This window comes from Ornithinimicrobium jinqii (genome assembly GCF_045032595.1).
Lineage (GTDB): Bacteria > Actinomycetota > Actinomycetes > Actinomycetales > Dermatophilaceae > Ornithinicoccus.
This window is the reverse complement of record NZ_JBJFZS010000036.1, coordinates 9,295-26,867: the sequence shown is the minus strand read 5'-3', so window position 1 is coordinate 26,867 and position 17,573 is coordinate 9,295. Positions and strand designations below refer to the sequence as shown.

General features: G+C 70.9%; 23 protein-coding genes. 8 read left to right on the top strand and 15 right to left on the bottom strand.

What is annotated here, in order from left to right:
• On the top strand, positions 1-251 hold a 251-nt coding region (locus ACI3ET_RS15335; protein ID WP_405033945.1), incomplete at its 5' end, for an integrase core domain-containing protein.
• Positions 252-394: 143 nt separating this feature from the next.
• Here the strand turns inward: ACI3ET_RS15335 and ACI3ET_RS15330 are convergent.
• The 5 genes from ACI3ET_RS15330 to ACI3ET_RS15310 form a co-directional block, all read right to left on the bottom strand.
• A complete protein-coding gene (locus ACI3ET_RS15330) occupies positions 395-613 on the bottom strand; it encodes a hypothetical protein (protein WP_405033944.1) in 219 nt (72 codons plus the stop codon).
• Between the two features lie 148 nt (positions 614-761).
• Positions 762-1,628, bottom strand: coding sequence for a putative quinol monooxygenase (locus ACI3ET_RS15325; RefSeq protein ID WP_405033943.1), 867 nt, complete (start codon positions 1,626-1,628; stop codon positions 762-764).
• A gap of 49 nt (positions 1,629-1,677) precedes the next feature.
• Positions 1,678-1,998, bottom strand: coding sequence for a hypothetical protein (locus ACI3ET_RS15320; protein ID WP_405033942.1), 321 nt, complete (start codon positions 1,996-1,998; stop codon positions 1,678-1,680).
• 182 nt (positions 1,999-2,180) lie between these two features.
• Positions 2,181-2,309 carry a hypothetical protein gene (locus ACI3ET_RS15315; protein ID WP_405033941.1) on the bottom strand — a complete coding sequence of 43 codons (129 nt, stop codon included), beginning with the start codon at positions 2,307-2,309 and terminating at the stop codon, positions 2,181-2,183.
• An 85-nt stretch (positions 2,310-2,394) separates the two neighbouring features.
• On the bottom strand, positions 2,395-2,832 hold the full coding sequence (locus tag ACI3ET_RS15310) for a phage holin family protein (protein WP_405033948.1): 438 nt from the start codon (positions 2,830-2,832) through the stop codon (positions 2,395-2,397).
• 106 nt (positions 2,833-2,938) lie between these two features.
• On the opposite strand from ACI3ET_RS15310, the gene ACI3ET_RS15305 reads away from it, so the two are divergent.
• Both ACI3ET_RS15305 and ACI3ET_RS15300 read left to right on the top strand, forming a co-directional pair.
• A complete protein-coding gene (locus tag ACI3ET_RS15305) occupies positions 2,939-4,144 on the top strand; it encodes a hypothetical protein (RefSeq protein WP_405033940.1) in 1,206 nt (401 codons plus the stop codon).
• A 13-nt stretch (positions 4,145-4,157) separates the two neighbouring features.
• Positions 4,158-5,234: an AI-2E family transporter gene (locus ACI3ET_RS15300; protein WP_405033939.1), complete on the top strand. Its 1,077-nt coding sequence runs from the start codon at positions 4,158-4,160 to the stop codon at positions 5,232-5,234.
• Here the strand turns inward: ACI3ET_RS15300 and ACI3ET_RS15295 are convergent.
• From ACI3ET_RS15295 to ACI3ET_RS15265, 7 genes are all read right to left on the bottom strand, one after another.
• On the bottom strand, positions 5,207-6,766 hold the full coding sequence (locus ACI3ET_RS15295) for an SLC13 family permease (protein WP_405033938.1): 1,560 nt from the start codon (positions 6,764-6,766) through the stop codon (positions 5,207-5,209). The two genes, ACI3ET_RS15300 and ACI3ET_RS15295, sit on opposite strands and share 28 nt — an antisense overlap.
• A 34-nt stretch (positions 6,767-6,800) precedes the next feature.
• Positions 6,801-8,315: a leucyl aminopeptidase family protein gene (locus tag ACI3ET_RS15290; RefSeq protein WP_405033937.1), complete on the bottom strand. Its 1,515-nt coding sequence runs from the start codon at positions 8,313-8,315 to the stop codon at positions 6,801-6,803.
• A gap of 88 nt (positions 8,316-8,403) precedes the next feature.
• The gene (locus ACI3ET_RS15285) at positions 8,404-8,754 is read right to left on the bottom strand and encodes an SHOCT domain-containing protein (protein WP_405033936.1); all 351 of its coding nucleotides are present in this window, start codon (positions 8,752-8,754) and stop codon (positions 8,404-8,406) included.
• A gap of 2 nt (positions 8,755-8,756) precedes the next feature.
• Positions 8,757-9,251 (bottom strand): DUF6325 family protein, encoded by a 495-nt coding sequence (locus ACI3ET_RS15280; protein ID WP_405033935.1) that lies wholly within the window; start codon positions 9,249-9,251, stop codon positions 8,757-8,759.
• Positions 9,251-9,673, bottom strand: coding sequence for an META domain-containing protein (locus ACI3ET_RS15275; RefSeq protein ID WP_405033934.1), 423 nt, complete (start codon positions 9,671-9,673; stop codon positions 9,251-9,253). Before ACI3ET_RS15275 ends, ACI3ET_RS15280 begins: the two co-directional genes overlap by 1 nt.
• Positions 9,648-10,139: a DUF1269 domain-containing protein gene (locus tag ACI3ET_RS15270; protein ID WP_405033933.1), complete on the bottom strand. Its 492-nt coding sequence runs from the start codon at positions 10,137-10,139 to the stop codon at positions 9,648-9,650. The genes ACI3ET_RS15275 and ACI3ET_RS15270 overlap by 26 nt, the downstream gene beginning before the upstream one ends.
• An 81-nt stretch (positions 10,140-10,220) precedes the next feature.
• Entirely contained in the window at positions 10,221-11,474 is a 1,254-nt protein-coding gene (locus tag ACI3ET_RS15265; RefSeq protein WP_405033932.1) for a cation:proton antiporter domain-containing protein, read from the bottom strand.
• 113 nt (positions 11,475-11,587) lie between these two features.
• Between ACI3ET_RS15265 and ACI3ET_RS15260 the strand changes: the two genes are divergently transcribed.
• Positions 11,588-12,034, top strand: a complete 447-nt coding sequence (locus tag ACI3ET_RS15260; RefSeq protein ID WP_405033931.1) for a hypothetical protein — start codon at positions 11,588-11,590, stop codon at positions 12,032-12,034.
• 55 nt (positions 12,035-12,089) lie between these two features.
• On the opposite strand, the gene ACI3ET_RS15255 is transcribed toward ACI3ET_RS15260, so the two are convergent.
• A complete protein-coding gene (locus ACI3ET_RS15255) occupies positions 12,090-12,584 on the bottom strand; it encodes a flavodoxin family protein (protein WP_405033930.1) in 495 nt (164 codons plus the stop codon).
• A 130-nt stretch (positions 12,585-12,714) separates the two neighbouring features.
• Positions 12,715-13,221 carry an NUDIX hydrolase gene (locus tag ACI3ET_RS15250; RefSeq protein WP_405033929.1) on the bottom strand — a complete coding sequence of 169 codons (507 nt, stop codon included), beginning with the start codon at positions 13,219-13,221 and terminating at the stop codon, positions 12,715-12,717.
• 102 nt (positions 13,222-13,323) lie between these two features.
• Here ACI3ET_RS15250 and thrS point away from each other — a divergent pair, with 102 nt between their 5' ends.
• Both thrS and ACI3ET_RS15240 read left to right on the top strand, forming a co-directional pair.
• The gene (gene thrS, locus ACI3ET_RS15245) at positions 13,324-15,306 is read left to right on the top strand and encodes a threonine--tRNA ligase (RefSeq protein ID WP_405033928.1); all 1,983 of its coding nucleotides are present in this window, start codon (positions 13,324-13,326) and stop codon (positions 15,304-15,306) included.
• 2 nt (positions 15,307-15,308) lie between these two features.
• A complete protein-coding gene (locus ACI3ET_RS15240; protein WP_405033927.1) occupies positions 15,309-15,791 on the top strand; it encodes a hypothetical protein in 483 nt (160 codons plus the stop codon).
• Positions 15,792-15,815: 24 nt separating this feature from the next.
• On the opposite strand, the gene ACI3ET_RS15235 is transcribed toward ACI3ET_RS15240, so the two are convergent.
• Positions 15,816-16,307: a nitroreductase family deazaflavin-dependent oxidoreductase gene (locus ACI3ET_RS15235; RefSeq protein WP_405033926.1), complete on the bottom strand. Its 492-nt coding sequence runs from the start codon at positions 16,305-16,307 to the stop codon at positions 15,816-15,818.
• A gap of 59 nt (positions 16,308-16,366) precedes the next feature.
• Between ACI3ET_RS15235 and ACI3ET_RS15230 the strand changes: the two genes are divergently transcribed.
• Both ACI3ET_RS15230 and pgsA read left to right on the top strand, forming a co-directional pair.
• Complete coding sequence (locus ACI3ET_RS15230; RefSeq protein WP_405033925.1) at positions 16,367-16,921, top strand: HIT family protein; 555 nt, start codon at positions 16,367-16,369, stop codon at positions 16,919-16,921.
• 7 nt (positions 16,922-16,928) lie between these two features.
• Positions 16,929-17,564 (top strand): phosphatidylinositol phosphate synthase, encoded by a 636-nt coding sequence (gene pgsA / locus ACI3ET_RS15225; protein WP_405033924.1) that lies wholly within the window; start codon positions 16,929-16,931, stop codon positions 17,562-17,564.
• Positions 17,565-17,573 lie beyond the last annotated feature (9 nt).

The following is a 17,573-nucleotide window of genomic DNA, read 5'->3' as shown; positions in this document are numbered from 1 at the left end:
CCCACCTGAACGCGATCACCGACCCCGCGCTCCTGCGCGCCGAGCTCGACGATGTCCGCACCGAGTACAACGCCTCCCGGCTGCACTCCGGCATCGGCTACGTCACGCCCCTGGACGAGCACACCGGCCGCGGCGAGGCGATCCGAGCAGCCCGCCGGCAGGGCCTTGCCCAGGCCGCCCGACAAAGACTTGCCTACCACCGAGACCAGAGGAAGAATCAACCCAATCCAGAAGACCCGGATGTGGTCTGATCCACCCGCCCAAAGCGGACATTATCGCTGAAACACCTCAGAGCCGGACCGAGGCTGTCGCCTGGTTGCGTGACCTCGAGGCTGCGGCTGGCTAGGAAGGCGTGCAACAGCACTGGACGGGGGCACTCCTCCCCAAGGGGTAATCAGTCGAGGAGTGGGTACTCGTCACGAGCTTCACGGCGCTGGCACAGCCCGGGTCGTCGAAGTCGGACCCGCATCCCGGTGCGCAGCAGGTCCTCCACGGCGACCCGGAGCAGGATCATGGGCGGGGCCTGGGTGGCTCGCAACAGCCGGGAGGCGGTCGGGTCGTCCAGCACCTTAGGCAGCGGCCGGTCCTGGCGGGGCGGGTTCCCTAAGAACATCGGCACCCAGGCCGGAGCGTCGTCTCAGTCCCACTCGGCGATACGCACGAAGAATGTCCGCAGCGTCCCGAGCCGGTTGGCGACGGTGGCCCAGTGGGCCCGAAGAGAAAGCGGCATGGTCTCGATTCGACATCGACAACTGCGCGCATCATCCATTCTCCAACGGCAACGGTGCGAACTCGGAAAAGAGTCGCCCTGCCTCCGCCACAGAGCCGATGGGGACGTACGTGGACACACGGTCGTAGTCGTCCCACATGGCGCGCACGGCTGGACTCTGGTGAGCGGCCGCGATCGCCGCCTCGGAGACCCACTCGAACACCTCGACGACAGTGCCGTCAGTGGCAACGGCGATGATCGGCTCCCGCTCAGTGACCAGTCCCTCGGCTCGCAGCCGGGGCACATGCTCGCGCGCCAGCTGGTGAAGCTCCCTCTCCCGGCCGGCCCGGGGCACGGAGCAGGCGATGACGACTCTGCCCATGGTCACAGGCTGATGGGAACCAGCCCAGGCGTCAACACCCGGTCCATCGATGTTCAGCGGGCCTGCCGCATGGGTGGCAGTGCCCAGTGGCGTCGTGGGCAGGCTCTCCCACCCTGAGCCAAGTGCCCATCCCGACAGGGGATCTGGGTTGATTGGCAGTACAGGAAGCTCCGCTGCGTCCACCGCCTCGACCACACCCTCGGTGCCAGAGTTCTCCTGCAACGGTCTGACCTTCCCCCTCATCGGGTTCGACCCCAACGGGTACGTCGTCGTCGGTGGTGACACGTCCGAGGAACAACTGCTGCGCGCGTCTTCCGGTGCCGGCCCTGCTCCGCCGAACAACGTGCTCGCGCCCTTCTGGACGGACCTGGGTGGCATGGGCGCACCCCGCATCTTCGCCGTGATCTCAGCGACGAGGTCGGCGACTGGCTCGTCATCGAGCACCGCGTCCTCGGGTGGGGCACCACAGGCCTGCGGCCAGGACTTCCTGGTGGGCGCGGCGAAATGGGTCAGCACCGGCACGGTCACCTCGACCATGACTCCGCCGACCCTGCCGGTATGCCGGGCGTGAGCACGGAGGTGGTCGTCACGTGGTCAGGGACCGGTGTCCCCCGCGGACCGCACCAGGAAGCGGTCGACGGCCGCCGCGATGAGGACGACCATGAGCAGCGTGCTCACGACGGCGTGCCGGGCCGAGCACCAGGACCAGGACCAGGACCAGGACCAGGACCAGGCTGACCATGGGCACCAGGCCCGCCCTGGCCAGCACCAGCAGGCCCCGGCCCAGCGAGGCGAACCGGTCCGTGACGCTCGTGACCGGCCCGATCGCCCAGTCGCGCAGCCAGGAGGGCACCCACCGGCCCCGGGCGCGGACGCCCTCGACCGAGCCGAGCAGCCGGTCGCCCACCCTGCCCAGGTCGGGCGTCGGCGCGGCGCAGAGATCACAGCCGTAGACCACCGCGACGGGGGCATCGGCCCAGGGCGGTCCTGGGTGCTCTCCCCGACGAACCCGTTGGTGGTGAGGACCTCATCGGTCACGGTCTCGTTGAGGAAGCGCCTGGTGTCCTCTCGCAGGTAGCCCTGCGCCGCCTACCCGGCGAGAAAGGGCACGAGCGCGGCGGCCAGCACGGTCAGCCGTCGCGAGCGCGGCATACCGGGGTCCTCGGGCACGTGCTGCATCGAGGGCATCAGGGCCCGCAGCGACAAGATCAGGGCCACCCCGCAACGCCAAGTCGCGGTCCACCGGCGCCCGAGCAGCAGGACGACGAGCAGCACCGGCCAGCCCGTGGGATGGTCGGCGAATTCAGTCTCGGGACTCGTGCAACACCTTCTTGAACAGCACCATCGGCAGCAGGATGGCCGCGACGAGCACGAACGCCCACACGACGAACGGTGCGAGCACCCAGGTCGTCGCGCCCTCGATCCGCAGACCGTCGGTGAGGATGCTCGTGAGGAACAGGCCGACGAACGTGGTCACCAGGGCGATCCCACCCCGCAGGGCGGGCGCGTATCGGACCGCCATCTTCAGGACGAAGGGTCCCAGGAGGGTCTCCACCGCGGTGAAGATCAGGACGCTCACGACGAACCCGAGCGGCCTGAGCGTGAAGCCGTCGAGCAGGTAGGCGGCAGCCAGCAGCCCGAAGGCGTTCGCCAGCAGGTACAGGGCGGTCGACGCGAGGAAACGCACCACGGCTCGCTCCTTCTCCACACGGACGTCGGTCAGCTCGACCAGGAAGCCCATCGTCACGCGGTGCTCCCCCCCAGCGGGCCACCCGAAGCGGGTGGTGTCCGCACACCCACCGCCGGACGACGCTGGGCATCATCACCCCCGTCAGCGAAGAGGACCGATGAACCCCATTCTCGCCTTTGTCGTCGTCATGCTGGTCTGGACGGTCAGCGACTTCGTCGCGAAGAAGACCCATTCGCTGTTGTCGTCGTTGTTCGTCGCGTCGATCATCTTCCTCGTCGGGTTCCTCACCGACATCTTCCCGGAGGACCTGCTCACGAGCTCCTCGCTGCTCGGCCTGGCCGGGGTCGTCGTGGGCTTCATCATCGTCCACCTCGGGACGATGATCAGCCTCGACGACTTCAAGAAGCAGTGGAAGACCTTCGTGGTCGGTGCCGCCACGGTCTTCGGGATCGGGCTCTCCCTCCTGCTGGCCGGGCTCATCTTCGGCAGCCGCATCAGCGGCAGCGCCGAGGAGGGCTACGCCCAGGCCCTCGACTTCATCGTCGCCGGGACCGGCTCGCTCAGCGGGGGGACCATCTCGGTCCTCATCGTCCAGGAGGCCGCCCTCGGGATCGGCCTGACGAGCATCGCCATCTTCCCGGTCCTCATCGCCGCGCTCCAGGGACTCGTCGGGTTCCCGCTGACCTCGATCATCCTGCGCAAGGAGGCGGCGCGGCTGCGCGACGAGTACCGAGCCGGCACCCTCGAGGTGCCCGAGGCCGAGGACCCGGCAGCGGTCTCCAGCTCCCGGCTGCCGGCCGCGCTGCGGACCACACCGGGGACGCTCTTCGCCGTGGGGGTCGTCGTGCTGGTCAGCCTGGGCATCAACAATCTCACCGACGGCATCCTCAACACCTTCGTGGTGGCCCTCATCCTCGGCGTCACCCTGCGGACCGTCGGGGTCTTCCCACCGTCGGTCCTCGCCGGGATCGACGCGCTCGGCCTGATGATGATCGCCATCATGATCCTGGTCTTCGCCCCGTTGGCGACGGTCCAGCCCGAGGACGTGGCCGCCCTGGCCTTCCCCCTCCTGCTCGCCTTCCTCTTCGGCGTGGCGGGGATCGCGGCCTTCTCGGCGCTCGTCGGCAAGCTCGTGGGCTACAGCGTCCCCATGTCCGTGGCGATCGGACTGACGTCTCTCTACGGGTTCCCGGGGACGATGATCCTCTCGCAGGAGGCTGCGAAGGGAGCGGGCGAGACACCCGAGGAGGTGTCCGCGATCGAGGGGCAGATCCTGCCGAAGATGATCGTCGCGGGCTTCTCGACCGTGACGATCACCTCGGTCGTCGTGACGAGCATCATCGCCGGCTTCATCGGCGGCTGAGTCCGGGCCTTCCGTGAGCACCACGAACCTGGGTGATCCTGGCTCACGCCTGCGCAGGTGGGGGATCCGGGGCTGGCTGGTCGGCGGGATCGCCGTCGGGACCCTCGTCCTCGTCTCCGTCGTGGGTCAGGTGTCAGGCCTTGCCGTCCCCCTCGTCATCGCGGCCGTGCTCGGTGCGCTGTTCGCGCCGGAGGTGGAGCGTCTGGCACGCCACGGCATACCCCGGCCCGTGGGGGCACTCCTCGTCATCGCCCTCCTGGCCGGGGTCCTGGCCGCAACCGTCTGGCTCGTCGTCGTCGGCATCGCCGAGCGGGCCCCTCAGATCTCGGCGTCGATGGCTGCCGGTCTCGACGCCGTGGAGGGATGGCTCGGGACGCGGGGGATCTCGGTGGGGGACGCGTCGCTGCGCGAGCAGGCCGCCGAGCTGCTGGCGGCGTCCATGGGTGGGGCGGCGTCCGCCTACCTCCCGGGCCTGCTGACCGGCACGGCGTCGTTCGCCATCGGGATCGTCGTCGGGACCTTCCTCGTGTACTACATCCTCACCGACTGGAACGGGCTGACGGCGTGGGCCGCACGGAACCTCGGGGTGGCCGGAGACGTGGGCGCGGGGATCGTCGAGGACACGATCGGGGCGGTCCGCCGCTACTTCTCCAGCCTCACGCTCTCCGCCGTCGTGACCGCGGTCCTCATCGGGGGGGCCGCCTGGGTGCTGGAGGTCCCGCTGGCCTTCACCATCGCGGTCATCACCCTGGTCACCTCCTACGTCCCCTACCTCGGCGCGATCTTCTCCGGCGCCTTCGCGACGCTCATCACCATCGGCACGACGGATGCCCGGACGGCCCTCCTCATGCTCCTGGTGGTGCTCGTGGTCCAGAACATCGTCCAGACAGTCGTGCTCACCCGGCTGACGAGCACGGCGCTGCGCCTGCACCCCATCGTCACGCTCGGGGCCACGATCGTGGGGGCGGCGCTCGCCGGCGCCCTCGGAGCGATGCTGTCCTCCCCGGCGGTCGCGGTCTGGATCCTCGTGCTGCGCCGGTTGCGGCGGGAGGAGGCGGAGGTTCAGAACCTCCACACGAGCGGCACGTAGAAGACGGCGACAGCGAGGAAGAGCAGCAGCAGGGGAAGGCCCAGCTTCCAGTAGTCACCGAAGCGGTAGCCGCCCGGTTCGAGCACCATCGTGTTGGCGGGGGTGGCGACCGGGGTGAGGAAGGACGCGGCGCCGCTGACGGCCAGCGCCATCAGGAAGGGCAGGACGGAGACACCGAGGTCGACCGCCACGACCGTCGCGATCGGCGCCACGATGAGCACCGTCGCGGTGTTGCTGATGAGCTGACTGAGCACCATGGTCAGGACGCAGACTGCGAGCAGGGCCACGTGTGCCGAGCCCGTGCCGACGACGGAGAGGAGGACGGAGGCGACCGCGTCCGCGGTGCCTGTCACGACGAAAGCGGTCGAGAGCGGGATCATGCCGGCGACGAGGACGACCGTGGTCCACGACACCGACCGGTAGGCCTGGTGCGGTGTGAGCACACCACTGAGCACGGCCGCCGTGGCCGCGAGCAGACCGGCGACCGCAGCGGGGACGATGCCCGTCGCCAGGAGCAGGACCATGCCGAGGAGGATGGCGATGGCACGCCTGGCGCCCACACCGAGGGGCACGCCGCGACGCAGGACACTCGGGGCGTCGACCACGAGGACCTCGTCCCCGACGGTGTGCTGCTGCAGCTTCTCCCAGGAGCCGCTGAGCACGAGGGTGTCACCGGCGCGCAGCTCGTCCCGCGGATCCCGCAGTTCCTCGCCGCTGCGCTGGACGGCCAGGACGACGAGGTCGCCGCTCGGGGTGGCCATGCCGGGAAAAAGGTGCGTCCCGATCAGTGGGGACCGCGGCGGGACGAGGACCTCGCTGACGCCTCGCTCGCTGCTCACCAGCTCCCCGCCGGCGGGGATGGAGTACTGGGTGCGCAGCGTCTCGGCCAGCTCGCCGAGGTCCTGGGGGAGGGACGACGGCGAGCGCTCCGGCAGGAGGCGGTGGCCCAGGAGCAGGATGATCGCGAGGGTCCCGACGAGCAGCGGGATGCCGACGAGGGCGAACTCGAAGAAGCTGAAGCGTCGTGCTCCCGCGTCGGCGGCGGCCTCGCTGACGATGATGTTGACAGGGGTCCCGGTGAGCGCGAGCATCGATCCGGCGTGTGCGGAGAAGGCCAGGGGTATGAGCATCTGGGACGGAGCGATGCCCGCCCGTGCCGCGACGACGACCACCACTGGCAGCAGGGCGGCAACCGCACCGTTGACGCTGATGAGCGCCGTGAGGACGGCGACGAGCACCCCGATGACGACGAGGAGGGAACGGCGATCCTCGCCGCCGCGCGTGATCACCTGCTGACCGGCCCAGGCTGTGACCCCGGTCGAGTCCAGCGCCTCGCCGACGACGAAGAGCGAGGCGATGAAGATCACGGTCGGGTCGCCGAACCCGGCCAACGCCTGGTCGAGCTCGAGCAGCCCGGTGAAGTAGAGCGCCAGTGACACCCCGATCGCGACGACGCCCAGGGGGATCCGGTTCGAGAGGAACGCCAGGATGGCGACGAGGAGGACGAGCAGGGTCAGGGTCACCGGGCTCATGTCCGCAGGCCTCGCACCGTCCCCACGGCCGGGTTCACGGGGGTGGCTGGGGAGCGGTGAAGGCCGCTGCGAGCTCGACGAGCAGGCGCGCGCCGAACCCGGTCGGTCCCTTGGGGAGCCACCGCGTCGCCGCCTCGACCTGGCCGGTCCCGGCGATGTCGATGTGCGCCCACGGGGTGCCGTCCACGAACTCCTCGAGGTAGAGGGCTGCGGTGATGGAGCCGGCATTGGGGCCGCCGAGGTTGGTCATGTCGGCGATGGTGGAGTCGAGCTGGGTGCGGTACCGCCTGATGAGGGGGAGCTCCCAGACGGGTTCGTCGGTCCTGGCGCCCGCCGCCCGGGCAAGGTCGATCATGTGGGGGGAGTTGCCCATCACGCCAGCCACCTCGGTGCCCAGTGCGCGCAGGCACGCCCCGGTGAGGGTCGCGATGTCGACGATGGCGTCCACGCCGTCCTCGACGCACAGAGCGAGGCCGTCGCACATGACGAGGCGCCCCTCGGCATCGGTGTTCATCACCTCGACCGTCTTTCCGTTGCGGGTGACGAGGACGTCGCCGAGCTGCATGGCCGAGCCGGACGGCATGTTGTCCGTGCACATGAGGTAGGCCGTGACGCGGGCCGGGCAGTCCACCTCCCGAAGTGCCGTCATCGCCGCGAGGATGGCGCCGGCGCCGGACATGTCGTTCTTCATCTGGGAGTGCGAGACGTCGCTCGGCTTGAGGTTGATGCCCCCCGAGTCGTACATGATCCCCTTGCCGACGAGGCCGAGGTGCCCGCTCGTCTCGCCTTCTGGGGTGTAGGTCATCCGGATCATCCGGGGCGGCTGCTCGCTGCCGCGGTTGACCCCGAGGAGTCCGCCGCAGCTCATCTCCTCGAGCTCGTCCTTGCCGAAGACCTCGACCTGGACACCGGCGTCCGGTCCGAGGGCGACCGCGAGGTCTGCCATGGCCGTGGCGGTGAGCATCCCTGCCGGACACGTGGCGAGGTCACGACTGACCATCGCCACGCGGGCCATCACCTGTCCGCGGGCGGCGCCCTCCTCCACGGCTGCCCCCTCGCCGGCGGGGGCCACGAGCGTCAGTGACGAGACCTTGACCGGCCCGGTCTCACGGCTGCGCAGGCTGAACCGGTAGCGGGCCAGCAGCACCCCCTCGACGATCGCGGCAGCGGACTCCGCCAGGCTCATCCGGTCCGACCTCGGGACGCGCGTCGCCAGGTGGCTGTCGAACGGCACGGCACCGGCGAACGCGGCGGCGGCGTCACGGACCGCGGCGGTGTCGAGCTCCTCGACCTCGCCCACCCCCACCGCGACGAGGACCGGCTTCCCGCTCCCGGGGAAGGCCAGGGCCTTGCCCACGGTCGGGGTGAACCCGGCGCGGCGAAGTGCCTCGCGGTCCACCCCGAGCACGGGCGGCACCTCTCCGGTGCTGGTGACCGGGATGCTCACCGCGTCCGCTGCGTCGAGGGGGTCGTCGTGGGCGACGACCCGGACCTCGACCCTCTCGCGGAGGGAGGGTGCGACGTCGAGGACATCGGTGGGGGTGGGCATGGTGGTCTCTCTTTCTGCGGGAGTCTCGGCGCGCTGGTGCGAAAGCCTCGGCTCGGTGATGGTGCAGGGACGGGCAGGGGGACGCGGGTCAGGTGCCCTGGAGGATGCGGGCCTTCTGCACCTCGAACTCGACCTCGGTCAGCACTCCGGCCGCCTTGAGCTCTCCGAGCCGCGTGAGCTGATCGATCATCGCCCCGGCGTCGAACGCGGGAGCGGCCGGTTGGGCTGTCGGCGCTGCGGGGGGCGTCGGCGAGGCAGGGGGCGTCGGCGCTGCGGGGGGCGTCGGCGCTGCGGGGGGCGTCGGGGCGGGAGCGGCCGCCTGTGCTGCTGCCTGCTGGGCGGCCCATGCGCCCTGCTGGCGCGCGGCTGCCCGGCCGTGCACGCGGGTCGCGGTGCTCGTGACGACGGCCGTCCTGGCTGCCGTGCGGAGGAGTCCCATGGTCAGACCACCTGTCCTTCGTCTCGTCGTGGGTCGGCGGGGTCGGCGGGGTCGTCGGCCTCGAGGCGGTCGAGGGCAGCGACGAGGTCCGCGGGGTCGACCCGTGCCGCCGCCAGCACCCGGGCCCCGCCGGCCTGGACAGCGTCGGCCATCGGGAGGATCCAGACGTGCTCGAAGACGAGGACGCCGGCGAGGCAGCCGGGCTCGATCGACTCGCCGACGGTGGCGATGTCGTCGGGGTCGAGCAGTCCCGAGGATGCGCCGAGGAGGTAGCCGAGGTCGTCGGGGGCGTCGGCCACCGCGTCGGCGACGTCCACGAGCTCGATGCCCCCGTCCTCGGTGCGCCGCACGAACTCGAGGTCGAGGACGGCGATGACGCCTCGGTCGACCAGCTCGGTCATGGTCGCGAATCCAGCGCCGCTGACCTGCCCTCGCGGGAACTCGATGACGAGGAGCTCGACGGGTCCGAGCCGGTCTCCGTCAGTCGTGGTAGCCATCAGCCGACCTCCGTCAGGGTGATGCCCTCGGTGTCGTCACCGAGGACGAGGGTGCCGCCGTCGAGAGCGATCGACGGCTCAGAGGCGAGGAAGTCCGACAGCCACTGATCCTGCGCGGCCAGGTCTTCGTCGCAGCCCATCATCGTCATGGCCAGGGGCCCGTCGGAGGTCAGCACACCGTCACCCCACGAGGCGCCGCCGAAGATGGTGTTGCAGCCGGCCTGCGCCGAGACGGCGGTCTCGTCGAAGGTGAGTCGGACGGAGGTCCCGTCGACGAGAGAGTGGCCGCGGACCTCCGTGGAGGTAAACTCGCGGCCGCCGAGGTCGAGCTCCTGGCTCCCTCCCGAGCACCCGGCGAGGAGGCTCACGGTCACCAGCCCGACCGCGGCCCCGGCCTCACTCCTGGGTCGTCGCCAGCTCATCTGCCAGTCCCTTCTCGTCCTCGTCGGAGAGTGAGGTCTGCAGGACGGTGCCGCCGAACTCGGCCATCGCTGCGGAGAACTTGTCCTCGGTGAGCTTGCGGGTCATGACGACGACGGCGGCGCTGCCGGGCTGGAGCATCCCGCCGACGCGGTCGCGGAAGCTGCGGTCGATGCCGGTCTTGGCGAGCTTGCCGCTCAGCGCACCCATGGCCCCTCCCACGACGGCACCGAGACCGGGGACGAGGAAGAGGATGCCGACGAGCATCCCCCACAGCACACCGGAGGCCGCCGACGCCCCGACGATGGGTGCGGTGGTGTCGACGTGCTTCTTGCCCTTCTCGTCGACCGTGACGACCGCGAGGCCGTCCAGGTCGACGACGAAGTCGCGCTGCAGCTGCTCGACCTGCGCGAAGGCACGCCGCGCGGTCTCGTGGTCGTCGTAGCCGATGATGATGAGCTCGGACATGTCAGGCTCCCTCGTGAAGGTCAGATCGACGCGAACGCACGCCGCCAGGGCCAGACTGCCCCCGTGCCGCCGTCAGTGTGGTCACCCGTTCCGGGTAGTTGAGCCACCCACCGCCCCTGGTCGGCTCGGGGTCTCGGGACCTGGTCGAGCGCGGTCCACCCAGCCCCCGTAATGGGCCGCCAGCGGTTCGGCGCTGAGTCCGTGCGCGACGACGCTGAGCAGAACGGTGAGCACGGCCGCGGCGACGGCGCCACGCCCGGCCTCGGTCACCTGGAGGCTTTCCAGGGCGATGAGGACGAAGACGACGGTGACCAGGCCCCGGGGGCCGAACCACCCGACGAACAGCACCGTCGGCGTCCGGAAGCCGGTGCCGAGAAGGGCGACCCACATGGCCACCGTCCGGATGACGACCAGGGAGAGGACGGCGACGGCCAGCTCCCGCCAGCCGGCCTCGGTCACGACCAGCGGCACCGCGACCAGGCCGAACACGAGCCAGACCGCGAACCCGAGCGGCTCGGCGATCGTCTCGACGAGCTCGAGCGCCGCACGATCCTTCTCGTTCCAGACGCTTGCCGCAGCGAATGCCGTCCCCGCCGCGAAGGCGGAGACGTAGCCGTTGGCTCCCACCCAGTGCGCGAGGAAGAAGGAGAGCCCGGCAAGGCCGAGGACCCCGAGACCACGGGTGCGGGGCGTGCTGAGATCTCGAGCGACCGACCACCCGAGGAGCCGTCCACCGCCCACGCCGACGGCAGCCCCGATGCCGGCGCCTGCCAGGGGGGCCAGCACCGCCTCGACCGGACCGGGCTGACCGGCGCCGCCGGCGAGGCCCGCGACCGCGAACAGGACGATGGGCAGCACGATGCCGTCGTTCAGTCCCGACTCGACGCTGAGCAGCCGACGGATCCGCGGTGGCACGCGCGGGCTGGTCACGACCGGTGCACCAAGACCCGCGTCGGTCGGGGCGAGCGCTGCCGCGAGCAGGAGGGCGCCCAAGAGTGTCAGATCGGGCAGCAGCAGGCGGACGCTGAGGAAGCCGAGCCCGATCGACACTGCCAGACCGAGGACGAGGATCCGCGCGATGACGAACCCGTCGGCCCGGATCTGTCGGGGCTGGACGTGCGCGGCCTCGGCGAAGAGCACGAGAGCCAGGCAGATCTCTGCCACGAGACGGATCGGCAGGACGGCGTCGAGCTCGGGCGCAGACACGACGAGAGACAGCGCGGCACCGGCTCCGACGAACGCGATGGGCGCGGTGAGGGAGAGACGGCTGAGCCCACGGGCCACAGCGGCGAAGGCGAGAGTGAGCAGGGCGAAGGTCACAGCGGCCGCGTCCATGCTCCACACCCTCGTCGCACGTCGTGCCCTCCAGGGCACCTGTTTCGGGTGGTCTGCCCCCCCGAGGTTCCCGCCAGGATGGGCAAGATCCAGTGCTCGCGAGAGGAGACGACATGCCGCCGATCGAGGTGTCGATCTTCGCGGAGGGGTCCCTGCCGCCGGATGAGATCGTCGAGCTGGCGGACCTCGGCGTCCACAGCCGCGCCGATCAGGTCGTCCTGGACGGAACCGTGACCGACCAGGCCGCACTCATCGGAGTGCTCGAACGCCTCCGTCGGGCGGATCTTCGGATCAGGGACGTCTGGCCGGCGGCACGACCCTGTGGTGACAAGGATGCGGCGCACATCGTCGTCACCGGTCGGGTCGGCGGCCTCGTACGTTCGGTGCTGGACATCGGGGTGGTCACCGAGCAACCGACGACGACGACCGTGGTCCTGGCCCTGAGCAGCGCAGACGACCTGTTCGATGCGATCGAGCGTCTCGGCGGGCTGGGGCTGGAGCTGCGTTCGGTCCATGTCGGTCGTCCGGCCGTTCTGCCTCCGGACGACGGAGATCCCTAGGAAAGGACATCGCGAGGGAGCGCAGGTCGCCAACGCGCACCAGCGTGGGGGCCCGTCAGCCGGCTGACGCCCTCGTCTCCCGGAGGCGCTCGCCCCACGTCGTGGCCCGTTCCAGCTCACCGTCCAGCAGCGGCCCTCTGTCGCCGTGGACCCAGAACTTCTCGGGGTCGGCCACCAGCGTGCAGCCGAGGGCCCGCAGTCTCTTGGCCGCAGCCTTGCCGGCCGTCCCGGGCAGGTTGGGCTTGCGGGTGTGGGTGTCGAAGGTCGCCACCCGCAGCGACGCGCCCTCGGCGGCGTCCAGCCACTCGCGGATCCCCGTCGACGGCGGGTGGCCTCCCCTGGCCTCCGCGTCCTCCCTGGTCTGGGGCCGGCTCATCCCGAAGGCGTGCGTCGGTCCGCCCAGGACAAGCAGGTCGACGTCGAGGCCCTCCAGCGGGGGCGCGGTCCCGACGTCGACCGCCTCCGTCCCCTCGCCCAGCCCCGCAGCAACCGCCTCGGCGACCTCACGGGTGTTGCCGAACGCGGACTCGTAGACGACCAGATACGTCATGGTGCTCACCTCTGTGTGTGGTTCGTCCAGCACACACCTGCGGCCGGGAGCGCGCAAGGTCGCCCTGCTGTCTACCGCGTCACAGGCCGAGGTCCCGGACGTCCGTCCCCGGACGGATCGGCGGTTTCGCTCATCGTTCCCCCCGCTGCGGCACCACCTGCAGCGCCAGCCGCGCCCAGGTCCGCACCTCCTCGGTGACCGGGCGGGCGAGCAGGCCCTCCTCGTCCACCCACTCCATACCCTCGTCTCCGTGCGGCTCGGGACGCACCCGGACCGTCCCTGCGTCAGCGTCCACCGGCACCGCGAAGTAGATCAGGTCGATGTGCTGATGCCCGGGTGAGATGTCCTCGAGCTGCACCCCCTCGGGCCGCACGAGCTGGCGCGGCGACCCCGGCGCGTCGTGGTCGATGCCGGGGGAGCCCACGAGCCGCACCGTCAGCCCGGTCTCCTCCGTCGTCTCGCGCAGCGCGGCGTCGTCGGGCAGCTCGTGCGGCTCGACGTGGCCGCCCGGTGGGAGCCAGAGCCCGAGCTTGCGGTGGGGGTGCAGCAGCACGTGGCCGCTGTGCACCACGAAGACGGCGACCGTGAAGTGCCGGACGACACCGTCCGGTGGCTCCCGTTCCTCCACCTGACCCATGGGCAGACCATAAACGCGCTGGTATGCCGTGTGCCGGGCGGTAGGGTTGGCAGGCACCGGCCCCCCGGCCGGGCCACCCCCGACACCTGAAGGAGCACCGTCGTGTCCAGCCAGATCACCGTCCACGTCGCAGGGAGCGAGCGAACGGTGGAGCAGGGCGCCACCGCGGCCGACCTCTTCGCCGACGACCGGCAGGTGGTCGTCGCCCGGGTCGGCGGCGAGCTGGTCGACCTCGCGCACGAGCTGACCGACGGCGACCGGGTCGAGCCGGTCCTCGTCACCGAGGACGAGGGTCTGGCGGTGCTGCGCCACTCCTGCGCGCACGTGCTCGCCCAGGCGGTCCAGCAGACCTTCCCCGACGCCAACCTCGGCATCGGCCCACCGATCCGCGACGGCTTCTACTACGACTTCGACACCGAGGAGCCGTTCACCCCCGAGGACCTCAAGGCCCTCGAGCGCTCGATGCAGAAGATCATCAACACCGGGCAGACCTTCCGCCGGCGCGAGGTGAGCGACGACGAGGCCCGCGAGGAGCTGGCAGGCGAGCCCTACAAGCTGGAGCTGATCGGCCTCAAGGGCGGGTCCGCCGACGAGGCGGCCGAGGGAGCGTCCGTCGAGGTGGGCGGCGCCCAGCTGACGATCTACGACAACGTCGACCGCACCGGAGAGGTCGTCTGGGGCGACCTGTGCCGGGGCCCGCACGTGCCCACCACCAAGCTCATCGCCAACGCCTTCAAGCTCATGCGTAGCGCGGCCGCCTACTGGCGCGGCAGCGAGAAGAACCCGCAGCTGCAGAGGATCTACGGCACCGCCTGGCCGACCAAGGCCGAGCTCACGGCCTACCTCGAGCGGCTCGCGGAGGCCGAGAAGCGCGACCACCGCAAGCTCGGCGCCGAGATGGACCTCTACTCCTTCCCGGAGGAGATCGGCCCCGGGCTGCCGGTCTTCCACCCGCGCGGCGGCGTGCTCAAGCGCGTCATGGAGGACTACGTCCGGCAGGCGCACATCGACGCCGGCTTCCACTACGTCGGCACCCCGCACATCGCCAAGGAGGGGCTGTTCCACACCTCGGGCCACCTGCCCTACTACGCCGCCGGCATGTTCCCGGCGATCGACGACGACGGGCAGCCCTACCGCATCAAGGCGATGAACTGCCCGATGCACAACCTCATCTTCCGCAGCCGCGGCCGCTCCTACCGCGAGCTGCCGCTGCGGTTCTTCGAGTTCGGCACCGTCTACCGCAACGAGAAGTCCGGTGTGCTGCAGGGCCTGACGCGGGTGCGCTCGATCACCCAGGACGACTCGCACTCCTACGTCACCCGCGAGCAGGCTCCCGGCGAGATCAAGCACCTGCTCGACTTCGTCACCCAGCTGCTCAGCGACTTCGGCATGAACGACTACTACCTCGAGCTGTCCACCCGCGACGACGGTGACAAGAAGGACAAGTTCATCGGCTCCGAGGAGCAGTGGGCCGAGGCCACCGCGGTCCTCGAGCAGGTCGCGGTCGAGTCGGGACTCGACCTGGTCTCCGACCCGGGGGGGGCCGCCTACTACGGCCCCAAGATCTCGGTCCAGGCACGCGACGCCATCGGTCGCACCTGGCAGATGTCGACGATCCAGTACGACTTCAACCAGCCCGAGCGCTTCGAGCTGGAGTACTCGGCCGCCGACGGCACCAGGCAGCAACCGGTGATGATCCACTCGGCCAAGTTCGGCTCGATCGAACGGTTCATCGGCGTGCTCGTCGAGCACTACGCCGGGATGTTCCCGCCGTGGCTCGCCCCGGTCCAGGTGCTCGGGGTTCCGGTGGCAGAGGAGTTCGACGCCCACCTCAAGGACGTGGCGGCACAGCTGACCTCCGCCGGGGTCCGCGTCGAGCTGGACCTCTCCGACGACCGCTTCCCCAAGAAGATCCGCAACGCCAGCAAGAGCAAGGTCCCCTTCATCCTCATCGTCGGGGGCGAGGACCGGGACGCCGGGGCGGTCTCGTTCCGCTACCGCGACGGCTCGCAGCGCAACGGCGTGCCCGTCGCGGAGGCCGTGGCCCAGATCACCGCCGCGGTGCGGGACCGCGTCCAGGTCTGAGGATGCGTCCGTCGCTGGGCGAGGAGGCCGCCCGCGTCCGGGTCCGCAGGCTCGGGGGGGACGAGGCGATCCTGCTCGGCGCCCTGCACCTGCAGTCGCTGCGCGCCGACGGCACGGAGCCCGCGCCAGGCCCGCCCAGCCACGTGCAGGCCTTCGCGCAGGCCTGGCAGGAGCGCTCGCAGGACCTGCCCGCGTGGGTGGCCGAGTGCGACGACAAGCACGTGGGGATGGCGATCTGCCGGGTCCCGGCCCTCCCGCAGGTCGGGCGGGGGGTCCCCGAGCTCGTCGTGCTGGCCCCGCTCGGCGCGCCGGGCCCGGAGCCGGTGACGCTCGCGATGGTCCGCGCGGTCGTCACCTGGTTCGGCCGGGGCGGCTACCCGACCGTCGACGTCTCGCCGCAGGTCGTGCTGCCCCCGGCCGTCCTCGACGCGGCCCGCGCCGACGTCCTGGGTCGGCGCCAGGTCAGCCTTCCGACACGGCCCTGACCTGGCTCGACGAGGGCTGCTGCCTCAGCTGGGCTGCCGCTCCAGCACGAAGACGGGGATCTGCCGCTCAGTCTTCTCCTGGTAGTCCCCGTATGACGGGAAGGCCTCGACCGCCCTCACCCACCAGGCGTCCCGCTCGGGCCCGTCCTCGAGCAGCCGCGCGCGCAGGACGTGCTGCTGCCGACCGTCCTGGACCAGCACCTCGCCGTCGGCGCGCAGGTTGTGGAACCAGACCGGGTGTTCGGGTGCGCCGCCCTTGCTGGCCACGGCCAGGTAGCTCCCGTCGTGCTCGACCCGCATCAGGGGCACCCGACGCAGCAGCCCGGAGCGGGCGCCGCGCATCGTCACGACGACGACCGGGCGTCCCTGCACGTCGACGGCTCCGGTGTCCCGCGCTGCGTCGATCTTCGTCAGCTGCTCGGCGACCCACCCCGACTTCTCGGGCAGGTATGCGGTGCGGCCGGCGGCCGCCTCGGCGGCCAGGGGGGACGGGGCGGGCTCGGGAGGCGTGGGCATGACAGGTGCAACCAGGGCGACCGCCGGCATCTTCCCCCGGTGCCCGTAGGATCCGTGCCATGACCGACGGATCCTCGACGGTGCCGGACGCGCACGAGCTGCCCGGGTCCGCCGACGGCTTCGAGCGGCTCTGGACGCCCCACCGGATGGCCTACGTGCGTGGCGAGCGGCCCAGCCGCGAGGCGGGCAGCGGCTGCCCCTTCTGCGACGCGCCCGGCAAGGACGACCGCGAGAGCCTCGTCGTGCACCGGGGCGAGCTCTGCTACGTCGTCCTCAACCTCTTCCCCTACAACCCCGGCCACCTGCTGATCTGCCCCTACCGGCACGTGTCCCGCTACGTCGACCTCACCGACGAGGAGACGACGGAGTTCAGCGCGCTGACCAAGCAGGCCATCCGCGCGGTCGAGGCCGCCAGCGCACCGGCTGGCTACAACCTGGGCATGAACCAGGGAGAGGTGGCCGGCGCCGGGGTGGCCGCCCACCTGCACCAGCACCTCGTGCCGCGCTGGCTCGGGGATTCCAACTTCCTGCCGATCATCGCCCAGACCAAGGCGCTGCCCCAGCTGCTCGACGACGTCCGTCGCCAGCTCGTGGCCGCCTGGCCCCAGAGCTGACCGGGCGATGCTCAACCGCTACGCGCGCTCGACCTTCACGCGGATCTTCACCCCGCCCGCCCGCCTGCTGCTGCGGCTTGGCGTCCACCAGGACGTCGTCACCGTGGTCGGCACCCTCGGTGTGGTGGTGGGGGCCCTGGCCTTCTACCCCCGCGGCGAGCTGTGGTGGGGGACCCTGTTCATCACCGTGTTCGTCTTCGCCGACCTCGTCGACGGCACGATGGCCCGCCTCTCCGGACGCTCGACCGCCTGGGGCGCCTACCTCGACTCCACCCTGGACCGTCTGGGCGACGCAGCCGTCTTCGGCGGCCTGGTCCTGTGGTTCCTCGGTGCCGGGGGACGGCCGTGGGACGGCTACCTCGCGCTGGCCTGCCTGGTCCTGGGGTTCCTCGTCTCCTACTCCAAGGCGCGGGCCGAGTCCCTCGGCTGGACCTGCGACGGCGGGGTCGCCGAGCGCGCCGACCGACTGGTGGCCGTGCTCGTCACCACCGGCCTCACGGGGCTCTTCCTGCCCGCCTGGGTGCTGACCGTCGTCCTCGCCTCGCTGACCATCGCCTCGGCCGTCACCGTCGTCCAGCGCATGTCGATGGTCCGCGCCCAGGCCGTCGACGGCGTGGTCCGGCCGGGCGGCGCAGGCTCGTAGACTGGTCGC